Genomic DNA, 18,535 nt, shown 5'->3' with positions numbered 1-18,535 from the left:
CAAGCATGCCTTTCCTTAGTATCCGTCGGCATGCTGCACCACAGGGTGAAGGGCGAGTAGATGACCGATCAACCAGTCACTATCGGAGTTGTCCGAGAGTCGGGTGAGGACGAGCGCCGCGTTGCGCTGGTGCCCAAGGCGATCGCCGGCCTGATTGGCAAGGGTGTGAACGTCGTCATAGAAAGCGGTGCCGGAGAGCGCGCGCTGCTGCCCGACGAGCTGTACACCGAGGCCGGTGCGACGGTGGGTGACGCCTGGTCCGCCGATGTCGTCGTCAAGGTTGCGCCGCCCTCGCCCGCCGAGGTCGCTCGCCTGCGTGAGGGGCAGACCCTCATCGGCTTCCTGGCGCCGCGCAATGCCGACAACAGCATCGGAGCGCTCAAGAGCGCGGGCGTGCAAGCCTTTGCCGTAGAGGCTATTCCGCGTATCTCCCGTGCACAGGTGATGGACGCGCTGTCGTCACAGGCCAACGTTGCCGGATACAAGTCCGTGCTCGTGGCGGCCACCGAATCGACCCGCTTCTTCCCGATGCTCACCACGGCCGCCGGAACCGTCAAGCCCGCGCTGGTACTGGTGCTCGGTGTCGGTGTGGCCGGTCTGCAGGCCCTGGCCACGGCCAAGCGGCTCGGTGCGCGTACCACCGGCTACGACGTTCGCCCCGAGGTGGCAGATCAGGTCCGCTCGGTCGGTGCCCAGTGGCTCGATCTCGGCATCGATGCGGCCGGTGAGGGCGGCTACGCCCGCGAGCTCACCGAGGAAGAGCGTCAGAAGCAGCAGCAGGCGCTGGAAGAGGCCATCAAGGGATTCGACGTCGTCATCACCACGGCGCTCGTGCCCGGGCGTCCGGCTCCGCGTCTGGTGACCGCAGCGGCGGTCGAGGGCATGAAGCCCGGCTCTGTCGTGGTGGATCTCGCGGGGGAGACCGGCGGCAACTGTGAACTGACCGAACCCGGTCAGACCGTCGTCAAGCACGGTGTGACGATCGCGTCGCCCCTCAACCTGCCGGCCACCATGCCCGAGCACGCCAGCGAGCTGTATGCCAAGAACATCACGTCCGTTCTCGAACTCCTCATCAAGGACGGCGCTCTGGCACCGGACTTCGATGATGAGATCGTCGCGGGCTCCTGCGTTACCCGGGAGGTCTCCTAGACATGTACGGACAGCTATTGGCCAACATCGCGATCCTGGTGCTTGCCGGGTTCGTTGGATTCGCCGTTATCTCCAAGGTGCCCAACACCTTGCACACCCCATTGATGTCGGGCACCAACGCCATTCACGGCATCGTGGTGCTGGGTGCGCTGATCGTGCTGGGCAACCTGCCCGCCGACGCCAGCTGGGGCACCCGGATCATCGCGTTCGTCGCGCTGATCTTCGGAACCCTGAACGTGATCGGTGGCTTCTTGGTGACCGACCGCATGCTGGGCATGTTCAAGTCGAAGAAGCCTGAGCAGAAAGAGGCGGCCAAGTGAGCACCGAAAGCCTCAACTACCTCGTCGATGTTCTCTACATCGCCGCGTTCGCCCTCTTCATCTACGGTCTGTCCGGCCTGACCGGGCCCAAGACCGCAGTGCGCGGCAACTGGATTGCCGCCGTCGGTATGGGAATCGCGGTACTGGCCACGCTGATCAAGGTGAGCGAGAGCGCCACCACGCTGGACTGGATTCTGATCGGTGCCGGTTTGGGTATCGGTGTCGTACTGGGCATTCCGCCGGCGCTGAAGACCAAGATGACCGCCATGCCTCAGCTGGTGGCGTTGTTCAACGGTGTCGGTGGTGGCACCGTGGCTCTTATCGCCTGGTCGGAATTCATTGAGACGAAGGGCTTTTCGGAGTTCAAGCCGGATCAGTCGCCGACCGTGGCGCTGGTGGTGGGATCGCTGTTCGCCGCGGTCATCGGCTCGGTGTCGTTCTGGGGCTCGCTGGTGGCCTTCGCCAAACTGCAGGAGTCCATCCCGAAGAACGTCGAGAAGCGGCTTGTCGCTTCCGCCAAGCTTTTCCAGGTCTCCAACATCGTGCTGCTGCTGGCCGCGGTCGGCGCCGCCGTCTACATCGGGCTGCACCCCGGACTGCCGGTCTGGTGGATCGTCGCGGTACTGGTCTTCGCCGGTGTGATGGGTCTGTTCGTGGTGTTCCCCATCGGTGGCGCCGATATGCCGGTGGTCATCTCACTGCTCAATGCGATGACCGGTTTGTCTGCGGCCGCCGCAGGTCTGGCGCTGAACAACACCGCGATGATTGTCGCCGGCATGATCGTGGGCGCCTCTGGTTCGATCCTGACCAACCTGATGGCCGTCGCGATGAACCGGTCGATCCCGGCCATCGTGTTCGGCTCGTTCGGTGGCGGTGACACCGCGGCCGCCGCTGGCTCGGCCGAGCAGGGCACGGTCAAGGCCACGTCTGCTTCCGACGCAGCGATCCAGATGGCCTACGCCAACCAGGTGATCGTGGTGCCCGGTTACGGTCTGGCCGTCGCGCAGGCCCAGCACACCGTCAAGGAGATGGCGGACCTGCTGGAGAGCAAGGGTGTTGAGGTCAAGTACGCCATTCACCCGGTCGCCGGCCGTATGCCCGGCCACATGAACGTGCTGCTCGCCGAGGCCGACGTCGAGTACGACGCCATGAAGGAAATGGATGACATCAACGGCGAGTTCAACCGCACCGATGTCACCATCGTGATCGGCGCCAACGATGTCACCAACCCGGCGGCGCGTAACGACCCGTCCAGCCCGATTCACGGGATGCCCATTCTGAACGTCGACGAGTCGCGCTCGGTGATCGTGCTGAAGCGTTCGATGAGCTCGGGCTACGCCGGTATCGAGAACCCGCTGTTCTTCCAGCCGCAGACCTCGATGCTGTTCGGGGATGCCAAGAAGTCGGTGTCCGCGGTCATCGAGGAGCTTAAGGCGCTGTAGCCCAACCTCTTTGTCGTCGAATGGGAACCTCACGCGGAAATCCAGCCGGAAATCCTCGCGAGGTTCCCATTCGGCGTATGAAGGGGTTTATGCGTTGGCCGCTGGTCGCACTCGTGGTGGCGTGGGCCGCGTGGGCTCCGGTGGCCGCAGCGGAGCCGCATGACTGTGCTTCGGTCGATCGGGCGCGGGTACAGATGCGGGGACTCTCGCAGCAGAACGGCGTCGCGGTGCGTCAGACCGCTGTCGCGCGAAACCGGGCGATTGCCGCGTTGCTACGGACGGCCGCGCGCGACACCGCCGACCTGACAGTGCAAAGCCGCGCCCTGGACGCCGCGGCGGCCGCCGAGCATTACGCCGAGGTGATGGCCGCCGCGACCTCCGTGGACGGTGTGCTCGCGCCGCCGGGCGAGGAGATGGCCGATGCGGTCAATGCCTTGGCGGCATTGGAACAGGTATGCCCGATGCGTTAAGAGGTCTCGGTGTCCTCGATGCGCCGCCAGGTCACCAGCGCGGCAGCCAGTGCCGCTAAGCCGGCCAGCCAGTACAACGTGTGCGGCAGCGTCGAGATGGCAACTGAGGCAACGGCGATCGCTGGTAGCCCGATATTCAAGATGGTGTCGCGGCGTTGCAGGAGCAGCACCAGCCACGCCAGCACCAGGTAGATCGCGAATGGGACCGTGATCGTGAAGGCGGCAACGGTCGAACTCAGGTGACTCTTGCCCAGTCCCTCGTCGACGGCGATCTCGAACCCCGCCGAGATTGCCGCGACGGCGGCGAAGATGAAGTAATGGCTGTAGCCCCACAGCAGGGTTGAGCGCAGCGACGTGTCCTTGCACTCCTGTTCCTGGTCGAAGTAGATCCACCACACCGCGGCGACGATGACCAAGGCCGACACCGCAATACCGATCATGGTGCCGGTGTGGTCGGCTTCCTCGGCGCCGCCGATGATCGAGTTCGCGGAGGCCAGGATGGACTCGCCCAGCACGATCAAGGTGAATAGGCCGTAGCGCTCGGCGATGTGCTGAGGATGCCACGAGGTGGGGGCGACGCGTTCGGCGAACACGGGCACCGACAGGTCGGCCAGCGCGATCACCACGAACAGCGGTATGCGCAGATGTTCCGGTGCGAAGAGCCCCCAACAAACCCACGCCGCTTGGACGACGGCGATACCCGAGACGTAGCGCAGGCAGGTGGCCCGCATGGTCGGATCGCTGATGGCCGCGCGCACCCATTGACTGCCCGCGGCGATACGCATAAGCACGTACCCGCTGATGGCGATGCCGAAATCGGCACCGGTCATCGCTCGCTCGACACCGGCCGCGACGGTGAGCGCCCCGGCCATCTGGACGACCACCGTCAAGCGGTACAGCCAGTCGTCGGTGTCGAAGGCACTGGCGAACCAGGTGAAGTTCATCCAGGCCCACCAGATGGCGAAGAAGCCGATCGCGTACCCGACGAGTCCCTCGGCGAAATGGCCCTCGGCCCAGAAATGGTGGAGAGTTCCGGAGGCGCGGGAGACCGCGACCACGAAGACGAGGTCGAAAAGCAGTTCTAGCGGGGTGGCCGCGCGGTGCGGTTGCGTGGGATCGCGTGCCACCATGGCCCGCAGGCCACTGGTCATGTGGTTACCTATTCAGGGTCGGTGGAGCGCCGGACGGGGGCAGCTTAACGTGCTTCTGGCGTCGGGGCCGGCGAACATAACGGCCGAATAATCCAACCAGTTGATCGGGATTTCGTCCGTGCGTGGAAGGCCTGCGCATATAGTGAGGCACCATGCAACCGGTCCCCGCTGCCCCGAAGGCAGGCAATTCCTCGCAGCGCCGTGCCGGCCGCCGCGAGGAATTGGTGGCGGTGGCTTCCAAATTGTTCGCCGCGCGGGGCTATCACGGCACCAGGATGGACGACATCGCTGATGTCGCGGGCCTGAACAAGGCGACGGTGTATCACTACTTCGCCTCCAAGGCACTCATCTTGTATGAGATCTACTTCAAGGCTGCCGAGGAGACACTGGCCTGCCTGCAGGACGACCCGAGATGGTCGGCGCGTGAATCGCTCTACCAATGCACGAGCCGCATGCTGGCGCTCATTTTCTCGAATCGCGAGCAGGGGGCGGTGTACTTCCAGGAGAACCCGTTCCTGTCGGAGTGGCTCTCGCCCGAGCAGGTCGCCGAGATCCGTAAGCGCGAGGACATGGTGCAGGAGCGGGTTCAGAACATCATCGAGCGGGGTATCGCCAGTTCCGAGTTCGTCGAGTGCGACTCGCATGTCATGGCGCTCGGTTACATCGGAATGGTTCTCGGGTCCTACCGCTGGCTCAACCCGAGCGGCCGCCGCAGCGCCCAGGAGATCGCCGTGGAGTTCAGCACCACGCTGTTGCGTGGGTTGATTCGCGATGAGGAAACGCGGATCAACGATCCGCTGGGCGTCGCGACGGCGACGTCCGTTGACGGCACCCCGTAGTGGCGGAGCTGTAGTGGCCGCTGATTCCACCCTGACCTTGGATCTGCCCAACGTCAGATTGCAGGCGCTGTGCTGGGGACCGCAGGACGGTCCGCTGGCGATCTGCGGGCATGGCTTCCCCGACTCCGCCCACACGTGGCGCCTGCTGGGGCCGAAGCTGGCCGCCGACGGGTGGCGTGTGGTGGCGCCGTTCACTCGCGGTTACTCGCCCAGCGAGATACCGGCCGACGCCGAGTACGGGCTGGGTGCGCTGATGCAGGACGTCCTGGACATCCACACGCTGCTGGGCGGTGACGAGCGCGCCGTGTATATCGGTCACGACTGGGGCGCGCTGGTGGGTAACGCCCTTGCCCGTAGCCGGCTGTCGCCGTTCGCCCGCATTGTCACTATGGCCGTGCCCCCGTTCGAGGTCCTCGGTTCGAGTTTCGCGTCGATCGGGCCGCTCGGCTGGCCCGGCGTGCTCGGGCGCCAGCTGTCGATGAGCTGGTACACGATGTTCCATCAGATTCCGGTGCTGCCGGAGTTGTTGCTGCCCTGGCTTCTTCGTCTGTATTGGCGACGATGGTCGCCGGGATACGACGCACGCGCGGACCTGCTGTACACCGGTGAGGCGATGCTTCAGAAGGGGAATCGCCGCGCCGTCATCGGCTACTACCGCGCAAACATTCGGCGGGCCCTGGTTCCTTCGCGGAAGTACTGGAAGACCCAGCGATCTCTGCTGGACGATGCGCGCACCCCGCTGCTCTACCTGCATGGCCGGAACGATGGGTGCATGACGTGGCGGCTGGTAGATTCTGCGCGCCCGGATCTGCCCGATCGCCGCGTTGAAATCATCAATGGCGGTGGACATTTCGTACATCTCGAATGCCCGGACGTAGTGCACGAGCTCGTGCGTGAGTTCCTGCGCATGCCAACTACAAAGGTAGAGTGAACCAATGCCAGTCGTCAGTCAGACCGTCGAGGTGGCCGCCCCGCCGCAGGTGATCGTCTCCATCGTCACCAACTACGAGGCCTACCCCGAGTGGAACAAGGAGATCTCCAGCGTCGAGATTCTGGATCGGCTCCCGGACGGCCGTCCCCGCATCGTGCGCTTGAGGGTGGAGATGACGGGCATGGCTTCGACAAACGTCGCGGAGATCGCGTACCTCAATGCCGCGCAGGTGGCCACGCGTCTGCTCGAGAGCGACATCTTCGAGAAGCAGGAACAGACGTTCTCGATCGTCCCGATGGGGCCCACGTGTCTGCTCACGGTCGACATGGATGTCGAGACCAAACTCCCGATCCCCAAGCCGATGGTGAAGAAGCTCGCCAACCAGGTCCTCGAACATCTCGCCGAGGGATTGAAGGGCCGCGCCGAGCAGATCGCGTCGGGGGCCATCGCACCGCCGGCGGCACCGCCGCAGGCAGCGCCACTACCCCCCGGGCCACATCCCGGCGCGGTCTAGATACTCGGTGAGTCGGCGTGCTCCGTCGACGAACTGAACCTCGGTCTGGGTAATCACTTCGGCGAGATCGCCCGCACGCAAAGCCGCGATGAGCTTGTCGTGAGCCTCCACCGCGTGCCGAGCCCACGCGTCGGCCGAGGCGAACATCATGTGCGGTGTGTACCGGGTGGCCTGCAGGAGAAACCAGGCCAGCTTGGGGCGGTCGGCCACGTGGTTGAGAAATCGGTGGAACTCGAACTCCGCGACCGAGATCAATTCGGGCGAAGCGGCGTGGCGCAGGGTGTCGTTGAGATCTGCCAGGGTGTCGATCTGGTCCGCGGTGATGCGTTCGGCTGCGGTCTTCGCCAGCTCGACGGCGAGGTGCGCCTGCAGCGCGAAAATGTCTTCGATATCGGCCCGGCTCAATGCGGCGGCCATGTACCCGCGGTGAGGGACGGCCTCGACCAGGCCCTCGCCGCGCAAGGTCAGTAGCGCCTCGCGCACGGGTGTGACGCTGACGCCCAGCTGGGCGGCCGTCTCATCCATCCGGATGTACTCACCGGGACGCAGTTCACCTGTCATGATCGCCGCGCGGAGCCGGCCGGCAACCTCCTCGGACAGCTGCGGCCTGCGAATTTCACGGGTTTGTGCCCGGGGAGCATTCATCCGATCTGCCTGCCATTTCCATGTGTGGTGACGCCCTTGCATCTAAAGTCATATCAAATATATTTGAGCCGACGCGACGAAGCGACAAACCCAGGAGGCAGTGACTTGAGTCCCCATGAATCTGTCGGCGCACCCGATGTAGCCGTCGAGGACGGCATCATGCGGATCACGTTCACCAGACCGGATCGGATGAATGCGCTCAACGCGCCCGCTACCGCCGGATTGATCGAAGCGCTGGACTCGGTTTCCGGGCGAGATGACGTGAGAGTCGTCGTCATCAGCGGGGGTGCACCGGGGAGTGCGTTCACGGCGGGCGCCGACGTCGCAGAGCTTGCTGCGGGGACCGGAGACCTGACTCCGCTGCAAGCCGCCGAGCTGACGATGGACAACGCCGAGCGGTTGGTGCGCGCGGTCCTGAATTGTCCGGTGCCCACCATCGCCGAAGTCACGGGCGCGGCCGCCGGGATCGGTGCGTCGGTGGGCCTGGCGTGCGATCTGGTTTATGCCGCCGATTCGGCATTCTTTCTGCTGGCATTTGCGAACATCGGGCTTATGCCCGATGGAGGTTCGAGCGCATTGGTGTCGGCCTCGATCGGTCGTGTGAAGGCCAACGCGATGGCGCTGTTGGCCCAACCCCTCAACGCTGCCGATGCTCATGCGGCCGGGTTGGTCAACGAAGTACTGCCCGGGGATCAACTGCGCGAACGTGTCGATAAATCGGCGCGCAGGCTTGCCCATGGTTCCCGTCGTGCGTTGCAGCTGACTAAGGAAGCCATGAACTCGGTGTCACTCAAGCTGTTCGACGAGGCCATCGCCCGTGAGCGTGAGGGGCAGATCGAACTGTTGATTTCACCCGATGCCCAAGAGGGCTTCGCCGCATTCCTCGAGGGCCGACGCCCCAATTTCAGTTAGTAGGAGAGAGTCTGTGACCGACACAATCGATGCGACCGCGACGTCCGCGAGCCTTGACCAGCCTTACCGCGCGCGACGGCAGAACTGGTGTAACCAGCTGGCCCGGCATGCGCTCATGCAACCCAATGCCACGGCGATCCGGTATCTCGGGCGCAGCATCTCCTGGGGAGAGCTGAACCAGCGCGTGCAATCCCTGGCCGATGCACTGTCCCGCCGGGGTGTCGGGTTTGGGGACCGTGTGCTCATCTTGATGCTCAACCGCCCCGAGTACGTCGAATCATGGCTCGCCATCAACGAACTCGGAGCCATCGCCATTCCGGTGAACTTCCGCATGACGCCACCGGAAGTGGCGTTCCTGGTTGAGAACAGCGGGGCCAAGGTAGCGATCACCGAGACGGTGCTGGCTCCGGTGGCGGCCGCGGTACGCCAGCAGGTGCCCGCGCTGGAGACGGTCATCATCGCGGGCTCGGAGTCCGAAGACGGCGCGCTCGGATATGAAGAGGTCATCGCCGAAGTGGGTGAACCGCACCCAGAGGTGGATCTGCCCGGCGATACCCCCGCGCTCATCATGTACACCTCCGGGACGACGGGCCGGCCCAAGGGCGCGGTGCTGACGCACCTCAATCTGTCCGGGCAGGCCATGAGCTATCTGCTGAGCACCACCGTTGATCTGAACGCCGATGTGGGATTCATCGGCGTTCCCATGTTCCACATCGCCGGCGTGGGCAACATGATCACCGGCCTGCTGCTGGGCCTGCCCACGGTCATTCACCCGCTGGGCGCCTTCGATCCCGGTGCGCTGCTGGATGTTCTGGAGTCCGAGGGAGTCACCGGGATCTTTCTGGTCCCGGCCCAGTGGCAAGCCGTCTGCGCGGCCCAGCAAGCAAACCCGCGCAAGATCAAACTGAAGACACTCTCCTGGGGTGCGGCCCCCGCCAGCGACGTGCTGCTGCGGACGATGTCTGAGACGTTCCCCGACGCCAAGATCCTGGCCGCGTTCGGGCAGACCGAGATGTCTCCGGTCACCTGCATGCTGATGGGGGAGGACGCAATCCGGAAGATGGGGTCCGTCGGCCGGGTGATTCCGACGGTGTCCGCGCGGGTCGTCGACGACAACATGAACGATGTGCCGGCCGGTGAGGTCGGGGAGATTGTCTACCGGGCGCCGACGCTGATGCAGGGCTACTGGAACAACCCCCAGGCCACGGCCGAAGCGTTCACGGGTGGGTGGTTCCACTCCGGTGACCTGGTCCGTCAGGACGCGGACGGCTTCGTCTGGGTGGTGGACCGCAAGAAAGACATGATCATCTCCGGCGGCGAGAACATCTATTGCGCGGAGGTGGAGAACGCGCTCGCCGAGCACGAGCAGATCACCGAGGTCGCGGTGATCGGCAGGCCTCATGAAAAATGGGGCGAGGTGCCGGTGGCGGTGGCAGCCATCCATGGTGACGGACTGACCATCGGTGATCTCGACGGGTTTCTCACCGAGCGATTGGCACGGTACAAGCACCCCAAGGATCTCGTGGTCGTGGAAGCGTTACCCCGTAATCCGTCGGGCAAGGTCCTCAAGAATGAACTGCGCAAGCAGTTCGGCGGAGCCTGACAGCAAATATGAATCTGGATTCAGAAAAGTTTGGTAAAGCGTAATACGTAGAACTGTACGTCATGTACATTCCTGTAATCGGCGTCACATCGGAGGGGTTGGCGTGACCGAACCTGTAGGCACTGCAGGCCGCGTTGGCTGACGGAAGGGACCATGTGATGCTTCGGATCCTGTGGTGGCGCCATACCGACGCGCGCGGTACGGGAGGGGGGCTGCGTGCCGAACTCCTTTGAAACCGATGGGCGTGGTCCGTCGGACCGCCAGCTCCTCCTGTGTGGTGTGGCGATTGCCCTCGTGGCCGCCTTGGTGGGCGGGGTGCTGATCATCAAGTCCACCGGGCGACTCAACAACTACGTCCGGGTGGACGCTGAGCTGACCAACGTGGGTGATGGGCTGCCGGCTAAGTCGGATGTGAAATTCCAGGGCGTACTGGTCGGTTCGGTGAGCGATCTGACTCCGTCGCAGCGGGGTAGGCCCAATGTGGTCCATATCAATCTGAAACCTAATCTGGCGCACACGGTTCCAAATTCGGTGACGGCCCGTGTGGTTCCGAGCAATGTGTTCGCAGTCTCCTCGGTGGAGCTGGTCGATAACGGTCCCGGCCCGGCGATCACCAACGGGGCCGTCATCAAGGAAGAAACCGCACTGCCGACAGTGCTGTTCCAAACGACCATCAGCAAGCTGCGCGACATCCTGCTGGCGAACGGCCGCGGCCGTGACGACGACTCCGTGGGTATTTTCGCCGTCATCGCCGCGGCAACGGAGGGCCGGCGCGCGACGCTGCTGAATGCGGCCGGCCAACTGACTCGGCTCATCGATCAGCTCAACGACATCGTGGCCACCGACACGGGTCCGTCCACTCTTTCCGCGCTTCTCGACGCGACCAAGGGCTTGCAGACCACCGCTCCAGAGCTCGTCGATGCGTTGCATCAAGCGATCAAACCGATGCAGACGCTGGCCGAGAAACGGGAGCAATTGCAGAGTCTGCTCAATGCCGGGCTGCACACCACCGGTACGGTCAGGCAGTCGCTGGATAACCAGACCGATCGAATGATCGACATCACGACCAAGCTGACACCGGTCGTCGGCGTGCTTGCCCAGAACTCCGTGCAGTTTCTTCCGATCGCTACGCGGCTGAAGGTGTTCTCCGACAAGTTTTTTAGTGATGTCTGGGATCCAGAGCATGGTGTAGTCAATATCCGAGCCATTGCCTCGTTTACGCCGTCGACGATGTACACCCGCGCTGACTGTCCACAGTACGGGGAGCTGAAGGGGCCGAGTTGCTTCACCGCCCCCGAGCTCGTGGTTCGCCCCGACCTCCCGGAAACCCTGCTCCCACAGAACTTCAAACCGCCGCCCGATCTTCTACCGCCGCCGGGAACGACAGTCGGCCCGGATGGCAACCTGATTGTCACGGGGCCGCCGCTGCACAATCCGAATCCCAGCCTGGCGGACCCCAACCCGCCGCTGCCCTGGTGGCAACCCAACCCAGTGCCGCGAGTACCTGGCACTGCTGACCCAGGAGACGCCGAACCCCCGCCACAGTCCGCGGGTACCGCCCCCGCTTCCTACGGTGGGGATGTTGGGCCTGTCGGTAGTAACAGTGAACGCGAACAACTGGGCATGATCACTGGCAGTACGGCAACCTCGGCTACCCAGTTGCTGCTTGGGCCGGTTGCGCGTGGTACCAAACCCGTTGTTGCCCAGCAGGTGCAGTCGGGAGGTCAGCGATGAGATTTCGTGGGCCGTTGATCGGGCTCTCGGTGTTCATGGTGATCGCGCTGGCGATGACATGGCTGGTGTACGCCACGCTGCGGCGCGAGGTCGCGGGATCGACCTACAACTACTCCGCTGTGTTCACCGATGTCACCGGGTTGCGTGACGGGGATGACGTGCGCATCGCGGGCGTACGGGTGGGCCGTGTGGAGTCGGTGGCCATTGACGGTGACTTCGCCAGGGTTGGCTTCCGGGTAGAGACCGATCAACCGTTGTACGGCAACACGATTGCGACGATCACGTACCAGAACATCGTCGGACAGCGTTATCTCGGTTTGTCCCTGGGTAAGACCGGCAGCACCGATCGGCTCAAGCCGGGGAGTGTGATTCCGTTGGAGCGGACAGAGCCTTCTTTCGATATCGGCATGCTGTTGCACGGTTTTGAGCCACTTTTCAGCGTTTTGGATCCTGCGCAGGTCGACAACCTCACCGACGGTGTCGTCAAATCCCTACAGGGAGACACCGGTTCGATTGTCGGATTAATCAACCAAAGCTCACAGCTCGCCGAGACCTTCGCGGGTCGGGATCAGGTTCTCGATGACGTGATTACTAATCTCAATGGCTTGACCAAAACCCTTGCCAGCCAGAACAAAAACCTAGACAGCGTACTGACGCATACGCGTGAGATGGTGGCGATCCTGGACAACCGCCGGGCAGCTTTGGTCGATTCGGTCGGTTCGACGGCCTTCGCGGTACGTCGATTGTCGAATATCTCGGACACTGTGTACCCGCAGTTGAACGAGATCCTGCATCGGGAACCGGGCTTCGTCAGTCACTTGAACAGTATCGAACCGCAGCTGGCCTTCACCGGGGCCAACCTTCCGCTGCTCCTCAAGGGCGTCGCGCGCACCACTCAAGAGGGCGCTTTCATCAACGGGTACGTCTGCGACCTGAATCTCACCGGATTCTTTCCCGGACTCAACGACGTGATTCCGATCATCGTGAATGCCGCTACCCCTGGAAACAAGGCCCAATACTCCCCGAAGTGCAGGAACTTGTCAGATGGCTAAATCTACAGTGTGGCAACGAATTTCACGCCGACCGGTCGAGACTTACAACAAGGTGTGGTTGGGCGCGATAGCGCTGGCGGTAATTGGCGCCCTGATCGGCGCCATGCTGTTGGTGAAGTTCGTCGGTGTGGGCTACCGCCACTACACCGCGGAGTTCCTGCAGGCGGCGTCGCTACAACCGGGCGCCAACGTGTCCTATGCCGGAGTGCCGGTGGGGAATGTCACCAGCGTGGAGCTAGCGGGCGACCATATCGAGGTCGGCATGCGGGTGCGTGACGACATCACGCTACGCAAGGAAGCCAAGGCCTCCATCAAGATCACTACGATTCTCGGTAATCAGTACGTGGAATTGCGCAACGGTGGCGAAGGCACGCTGCCGGACCGCCGAATCGATCTCGCCCATACCGAGGTTCCCTACGATCTCCAGGCGACGCTCCAGGATGCGACCGCCACGTTCGAGCAGGTCGACGCGGATAAGATCGCCGAATCGACGGCGATACTGGGCAAGCAGCTCGAAGGCCTGCCCGAGGTGCTACCGCAGGCCATGCAGAACATTCAAACGCTGTCCTCGGTGATATCGCATCGGCGCGACCAGCTCGGGACACTGCTGGCAAGCACCGAGCTGGTGACCGGCACGCTGCGCCGACAGCAGGGTGATATCGGCAAGTTGATCGTTCAGGGGCGCGATCTTTTGGGTGAGTTCGTCTCTCGCCAAGCGAGTTTCCACTCCATGATGCAAGCGGTGACCGAGCTGGTGAACGTCCTGAGCAAGATTGTGGTCAAGGACAGGCGGGCGGTCGACGCACTGATCGCCGATGTGAAGACATTCAGCACGTTGATCGGGGGTCATGAGGACTTGTTCCGGAGCCTCTTGCAGGTGACTGCGGTCGCCGCACGCAACGTCACCAACCTCACGGGCTACGGCAACGCACTCGAGCTGAGCGCGCCCAGCGGCATCGCAGTGGATTCTTGGATGTGTGCGATCAGCGGAAGAGCCAAGCAGTTCAACATGATCCCGTATTTCAAGGACTGCCAATGAGCGCATTGACCAACAAACGGATGCTATGGATCGCGGGAGCACTCGCGGTGGTGGTCGCGGTGGTGGTGGGCGCCGTCGGATGGAGTTATCTGCGTGAGCGGAGCAACCGGCTCACCGTCACGGCACAGTTCGAATCCGTCTCCGGGTTGTATACCGACAACAAGGTGTCGGTATTGGGTATGCCGGTGGGCAAGGTCACCAAGATCACCTCGCGAGGAACGTATATGGAAGTGGAGTTCACGGTCGACTCCAAGGTCAAGGTTCCGGCAGACGCCAAGGCGGTCACGGTGTCTTCCTCGATTCTCACCGACCGCCACATCGAACTAACACCGGTCTATCACGGTGGGCCGGTGCTCAAGAATGGTGACATCATCGGATTGGACCGCACGAAGACTCCGGTGGAGTTCGACAAGGTGTTGGCCATGCTCGACCGGCTCTCGAAGGCTATGAAGGGCGACGGTAAAGGCGGCGGTCCGTTGGCAGACGTCGTCAATGCCAGCGCGAGCTCGTTGTCTGGCAACGGTGAGTTGATGAGGACCTCTTTGGACGAGTTGGCCAAGGCACTCCGGTTGAGTGCTGACGGCGGTGCACTGACTCGCGATCAGCTGACCAAGATCGTTACCCGGCTCAGCTCGCTTTTCGAAGCTTCGGCGCGAAACGACAAGAACATCCGCGAGTTTTCCTCGACGGTGCGGCAGTTGTCGCAGGTGCTCGACGAGGAGCAGCTGGGATCTGGGACGACCGGCAAACAGCTGAACAACATCCTGCTGCAAGCGGGTTCACTGCTCGAGCAGAATCGCGATGCCATTAAGCAATCGGTGGGTAACTCGAACCAAATCGCCCAGGCCGTCTACGACAACCGTCGCGAATTATCGGAGGGGTTCGACCTACTTCCGTTGTTGGCGGACAATGTCTACAACGTCGTCGATCCCGTCAATAACGTTGTCCGCGCCCATGTTCCCCTCGACAGGCTGCTGTTCGACACCCAGGGGGCCAAGGAGATCTGCAACCTTATGGGCCTGCGGCAACTGGGCTGCAGCACCGGAACACTGCAGGACTACGGACCAGACTTCGGATTGACGTACGTCCTCGATGGTCTCGCGGCAATGGGGCAGAAATGAACAGATTGAAAAAGTTCGCAGGGATTACGGCGGGCGCTGTCGTCCTGCTGACAAGCGGATGCGGCACCAATGGTCTTGCCAGCCTGCCACTTCCGGCGCCGGGTATGAGCGGTGGTTCCTATGGCTTGACGGCGATATTCACCAATATCTTGAACCTGCCGTCGCGCGCCAAGGTGAAACTAGGTGGTGCCGACATCGGCGAAGTCGACTCCATGAGCACCCGCAACTACACCGCCGTGGTGACCATGCGGATCCGTACGGATGTGGAGATTCCGAAAGGAACAACCGTAGAACTGCGTACCGCGACGCCCTTGGGCGACGTCTTCGTGGCGCTGAAACCACCGAGACCGGCCGACCCCAACGCGCCTCTGCTGCGCGACGGCGACACCTTCGGTCTGGATTCCACCACGGCCGCAGCCACCGTGGAGGCGCTACTCAGCTCGGCGGCGATCATCGTCAACGGAGGCGCCGTGCGTAATCTCACCGGCACCATCAATGGACTCGGCCGGGCTACAGGGACCAATGGTCAGGCATTCGGAGATCTGATCGGTAAGTCGAACCGGCTGCTTGGGACGCTCAACGCCCGTTCCGGTCAGTTAGATGGTGCTTTGCGCGATACCGCACAGCTTGCCGCAGAGTTGAACACCCGGCATGAGACGGTCTCGGAGCTGTTGACTGCGGTCGCACCGGCCACAGATACTTTGTCTGCCAATGCAACCCATATCGCGGATCTGGCCGACCAGGTCGGCGTGGTGACCAAGCAACTCTCTAAGTTCCCGTCCATCGCGGGTACCGACACCAGCGGGCGAAGCGTCATCGCAGATTTTAATACCCTGTCGCGATCGTTCAATGACATTGCGGTCAGTCCCGATACGAGCATTGCGGCGCTCAATCGATTGATGCCTCCGATCGTCAAGATCATGGCGGGATCGGCCTTTGCGACGAAGGTGTCGATCGACAAGATTGCGTTGGGATCGATCCCAGATATCGGATACCTGGGTGATCCGGGGTTCCACGGGCCCAAGCGTTACGACTGGGCCAAACTCGTCGGCTCGTTCAAGTACACGCTATGGCGCCTGCAGGAGCGTGTGGTGGGTAAGGGGCCGGATGCTCCGACGGTTCCGATGCGTCCCAGCCCGACCGAACCCGGTGTGATCGAACCCGTGCCGGGTGCTGCGCCTGTGCCTCAGGGGCCTCCGCGATGATCAATGCAGTCGCGAACGCGGTTGTCGATGCCGTGAAAATGGGCCACCGCCAACGTTTCTGGCTGTCGGGGCTTGCGCTGCTGGCCACCTTGTTGTTGGCTTGCACGTATCTGATGGTGGGTGCCTTGCGCGCCCGGGCGTTCGCGTCGTCGTACGAGGTGTCGATCGAGTTGCCCGAGTCGGGTGGCTTGATCCCAGACCAGGATGTGGCATTGCGTGGGATGCGGATCGGCCGCGTCGATTCGGTAACCCCGTCGCCTGCGGGGCCGGTTGCGCTGATTCATATCGACTCCGGGGTGAAGATCCCGGTGGGAAGCCCGGTGCGGGTGTCCGGGCTCTCGCCTGCCGGGGAACAGTACGTCGACTTTGCGCCCGTGACCACGGCCGGCCCATACCTGAGTAATGGCAGCGTGATCAGCCGTGGACAGGCGGCGGTTCCCGTATCGCTGTCGCGACTGCTCGCTGATGCCGATGGTGTGCTCGCTCAGGCGGATATGAAGAAACTTGAGATCATCAAGAAGGAACTTCATCTGTCGCGTGAGGCACCGCGCAAGATGACCGACATCATCGATGGCGGCGTATTCCTCTTATCCACACTGGATTCCGTACTTCCCGAGACCGTCAGTATGCTCAAGAACAGTCGTGTCACTCTGTCCTCGGCCGCCGAGATGAACAGAGGCCTTGCCACCACCACTCAGGGTTTGAACCGGTCTCTGAACGGTGTGGCACGAATGGACAACGGCTTCCGCACGCTGATCGACAGGGTCCCTGGGCCGCTGGCGACAACGGACGCGGTTTTTGCCGACAACTCGGACACCATGGCACAGCTGCTCGGGAACCTCACAACGGTGGCGCAGTTGTCCTATGTGCGGGTGCCGGCACTCAATGCGCTCTTCCCGTCCTACCGGGGATCGGTGATCGAGGCCGTCGGCAATACTTTCTACGATCATGGCGTTTGGGCCATCGGCGATCTTTATCCCCGTTATACCTGTGATTACGGCATGCCACGGACCGCCGCATCCGCCGCCGATTATCCGGAGCCGTATTTGTATGCCGGGTACTGCCGTGACGATGATCCGGCGGTGCTGGTACGCGGCGCCAAGAATGCACCCCGACCTGCCGACGATGACACCGCCAGCCCGCCGATGGGTGCGGACCTGGGCAAGGTGGCCGATCCGACTCCCAAGGGACGCTTCACTATTCCCACACCGTATGGCGGTCCAACACTCCCCATCGAACCGCCGCAGTAACCCGTCTAGCTGAATCCCAGCCAGCTGGGCAGTGCCCGGCCGACACCGCCCGCGGCATCGCACAGGGTGTAGGTGGTATCGCAATTGCCTTTGGGTGAGCCATATCCGGCCCACATGCCACCGGCATCGCGGCGCAGCACGATGGCCGATGAGCCGCCGCCGTCGAGCGCGATGGCCTTGTCGACGCCCAGCCCGCGGTAGAGATCCTGGAGGTTGTCGGGGGTGTAACTACCGCCCTGGAAGACCATCAGCTCATCGGTCGCGGACTTGTAGCCGAGCGCGGTGCGGGCGGCGGCCGGGCCCGGGTCGTTCAGCTGCTCGGTGAATCCTGGAAGCAACAGCTTCAAGCCGCTTACCGCGACGAACTGAACTCCCTTGTCCATCAGGCCTTCTAGGGGTGCGGTGGCATACCCATAGTCCTTCGGTCCCGCGGAGGCGATAACCTCGGGCGCCGAACCCGGAGAAAAGACCATGGTGGCCAGCGCCGTCCAGATCTCGTCACCGCCGGAGAGTGCCTGTTTCCCCGCGTACACGCGCGTTCCGGTGACCTGCTTATTGTAGTTGGCGCTGCCGTTGGCGGTATCGACATAGGCGCCCAGGGGGGAGGTGCATCCCGTGCTCTTCCAGGTGCCGCCCTGTTGGCCGCGGACGTCAAAGAAGTTGGCGTTGATGATGAAGGTGGGCTTGCCCATGAGCGTCCAGGCGGCCATCGGCTTGTATGTCTCGGAGGCCTGCCACAGACCTTCGGAGGTACGCGCGCGTGCATCGCGTTCACATCGGGATTGATACCCAGAATGGGTGTCCACCAACAGATTTGCGCGCAGTCGTGACGAGGCGCTCTTGATGACCATCAGATGGCCGCCGTTGTCCAGTGTGTACTCACTACCCGCGGCGTTGCGAAACGGCGCCGGGTTGCCGCCTCCGAAGTTGTAGACCAGGAAGGTGCCCTTGGTGTTGGCGATGGCCGCGAGCACCGCATCGTGAGCCGCCTCGGCGCGGGCGGTGTTGTGGGTGGCCGGAACGGGCAGCGCGGCTATCAGCATCATGCCGACGGTTGCGGTCATCAGGCGACGTCCGGAAGTGGGCCGCCGAAGGCGAGAAAAGGGTGAAATGCCCACGGCCGCCCCTTCTGTGAAGTTCCTGAACAGTCAACGATAA

18 protein-coding genes are annotated in these 18,535 nt (G+C 62.9%); 15 read left to right on the top strand and 3 right to left on the bottom strand.

Going from position 1 to position 18,535, the window contains the following annotated elements:
• Positions 1-60 precede the first annotated feature (60 nt).
• From AOT87_RS25535 to AOT87_RS25520, 4 genes are all read left to right on the top strand, one after another.
• Positions 61-1,149: a Re/Si-specific NAD(P)(+) transhydrogenase subunit alpha gene (locus AOT87_RS25535; RefSeq protein WP_057967146.1), complete on the top strand. Its 1,089-nt coding sequence runs from the start codon at positions 61-63 to the stop codon at positions 1,147-1,149.
• Between the two features lie 2 nt (positions 1,150-1,151).
• Complete coding sequence (locus tag AOT87_RS25530; protein WP_030097415.1) at positions 1,152-1,469, top strand: NAD(P) transhydrogenase subunit alpha; 318 nt, start codon at positions 1,152-1,154, stop codon at positions 1,467-1,469.
• Positions 1,466-2,911: an NAD(P)(+) transhydrogenase (Re/Si-specific) subunit beta gene (locus AOT87_RS25525; RefSeq protein ID WP_057967147.1), complete on the top strand. Its 1,446-nt coding sequence runs from the start codon at positions 1,466-1,468 to the stop codon at positions 2,909-2,911. The genes AOT87_RS25530 and AOT87_RS25525 overlap by 4 nt, the downstream gene beginning before the upstream one ends.
• Positions 2,912-3,000: 89 nt before the next feature.
• A complete protein-coding gene (locus AOT87_RS25520) occupies positions 3,001-3,381 on the top strand; it encodes a hypothetical protein (RefSeq protein ID WP_057967159.1) in 381 nt (126 codons plus the stop codon).
• Here AOT87_RS25520 and AOT87_RS25515 read toward each other — a convergent pair.
• On the bottom strand, positions 3,378-4,532 hold the full coding sequence (locus tag AOT87_RS25515; protein WP_057967148.1) for a low temperature requirement protein A: 1,155 nt from the start codon (positions 4,530-4,532) through the stop codon (positions 3,378-3,380). The genes AOT87_RS25520 and AOT87_RS25515 overlap by 4 nt on opposite strands.
• 152 nt (positions 4,533-4,684) lie before the next feature.
• Here AOT87_RS25515 and AOT87_RS25510 point away from each other — a divergent pair, with 152 nt between their 5' ends.
• From AOT87_RS25510 to AOT87_RS25500, 3 genes are read left to right on the top strand one after another with little or no spacing between them, the layout of a single operon-like run.
• The gene (locus tag AOT87_RS25510; protein ID WP_057967149.1) at positions 4,685-5,371 is read left to right on the top strand and encodes a TetR/AcrR family transcriptional regulator; all 687 of its coding nucleotides are present in this window, start codon (positions 4,685-4,687) and stop codon (positions 5,369-5,371) included.
• Positions 5,372-5,384: 13 nt separating this feature from the next.
• Positions 5,385-6,302, top strand: a complete 918-nt coding sequence (locus AOT87_RS25505; RefSeq protein WP_057967150.1) for an alpha/beta hydrolase — start codon at positions 5,385-5,387, stop codon at positions 6,300-6,302.
• Between the two features lie 4 nt (positions 6,303-6,306).
• Complete coding sequence (locus tag AOT87_RS25500) at positions 6,307-6,816, top strand: SRPBCC family protein (RefSeq protein WP_044105407.1); 510 nt, start codon at positions 6,307-6,309, stop codon at positions 6,814-6,816.
• Here AOT87_RS25500 and AOT87_RS25495 read toward each other — a convergent pair.
• Positions 6,784-7,461 (bottom strand): GntR family transcriptional regulator, encoded by a 678-nt coding sequence (locus AOT87_RS25495; RefSeq protein ID WP_057965537.1) that lies wholly within the window; start codon positions 7,459-7,461, stop codon positions 6,784-6,786. The two genes, AOT87_RS25500 and AOT87_RS25495, sit on opposite strands and share 33 nt — an antisense overlap.
• Before the next feature lie 105 nt (positions 7,462-7,566).
• Between AOT87_RS25495 and AOT87_RS25490 the strand changes: the two genes are divergently transcribed.
• The 8 genes from AOT87_RS25490 (at position 7,567) to AOT87_RS25455 (ending at position 17,377) form a co-directional block, all read left to right on the top strand.
• Entirely contained in the window at positions 7,567-8,373 is an 807-nt protein-coding gene (locus AOT87_RS25490) for an enoyl-CoA hydratase (protein ID WP_057967151.1), read from the top strand.
• Between the two features lie 13 nt (positions 8,374-8,386).
• The gene (gene fadD5 / locus AOT87_RS25485) at positions 8,387-9,976 is read left to right on the top strand and encodes a fatty-acid--CoA ligase FadD5 (protein ID WP_057967152.1); all 1,590 of its coding nucleotides are present in this window, start codon (positions 8,387-8,389) and stop codon (positions 9,974-9,976) included.
• Between the two features lie 216 nt (positions 9,977-10,192).
• Positions 10,193-11,710 carry an MlaD family protein gene (locus AOT87_RS25480; protein ID WP_057967153.1) on the top strand — a complete coding sequence of 506 codons (1,518 nt, stop codon included), beginning with the start codon at positions 10,193-10,195 and terminating at the stop codon, positions 11,708-11,710.
• Positions 11,707-12,762 carry an MCE family protein gene (locus AOT87_RS25475; RefSeq protein WP_057967154.1) on the top strand — a complete coding sequence of 352 codons (1,056 nt, stop codon included), beginning with the start codon at positions 11,707-11,709 and terminating at the stop codon, positions 12,760-12,762. The genes AOT87_RS25480 and AOT87_RS25475 overlap by 4 nt, the downstream gene beginning before the upstream one ends.
• On the top strand, positions 12,755-13,801 hold the full coding sequence (locus tag AOT87_RS25470) for an MlaD family protein (RefSeq protein ID WP_057967155.1): 1,047 nt from the start codon (positions 12,755-12,757) through the stop codon (positions 13,799-13,801). Before AOT87_RS25475 ends, AOT87_RS25470 begins: the two co-directional genes overlap by 8 nt.
• Complete coding sequence (locus tag AOT87_RS25465; RefSeq protein WP_057967156.1) at positions 13,798-14,922, top strand: MCE family protein; 1,125 nt, start codon at positions 13,798-13,800, stop codon at positions 14,920-14,922. Before AOT87_RS25470 ends, AOT87_RS25465 begins: the two co-directional genes overlap by 4 nt.
• Positions 14,919-16,127: an MlaD family protein gene (locus AOT87_RS25460; protein WP_057967157.1), complete on the top strand. Its 1,209-nt coding sequence runs from the start codon at positions 14,919-14,921 to the stop codon at positions 16,125-16,127. Before AOT87_RS25465 ends, AOT87_RS25460 begins: the two co-directional genes overlap by 4 nt.
• Positions 16,124-17,377, top strand: coding sequence for an MlaD family protein (locus tag AOT87_RS25455; RefSeq protein ID WP_057969642.1), 1,254 nt, complete (start codon positions 16,124-16,126; stop codon positions 17,375-17,377). Before AOT87_RS25460 ends, AOT87_RS25455 begins: the two co-directional genes overlap by 4 nt.
• A 5-nt stretch (positions 17,378-17,382) precedes the next feature.
• Here the strand turns inward: AOT87_RS25455 and AOT87_RS25450 are convergent, their stop codons facing one another.
• Complete coding sequence (locus AOT87_RS25450; protein ID WP_057965530.1) at positions 17,383-18,495, bottom strand: phosphodiester glycosidase family protein; 1,113 nt, start codon at positions 18,493-18,495, stop codon at positions 17,383-17,385.
• Positions 18,496-18,535: the final 40 nt, after the last annotated feature.

The organism is Mycobacteroides sp. H003 (assembly GCF_001440135.1).
GTDB classification, from domain to species: domain Bacteria; phylum Actinomycetota; class Actinomycetes; order Mycobacteriales; family Mycobacteriaceae; genus Mycobacterium; species Mycobacterium gwanakae.
This window is presented reverse-complemented; position numbering and strand designations above follow the sequence as displayed.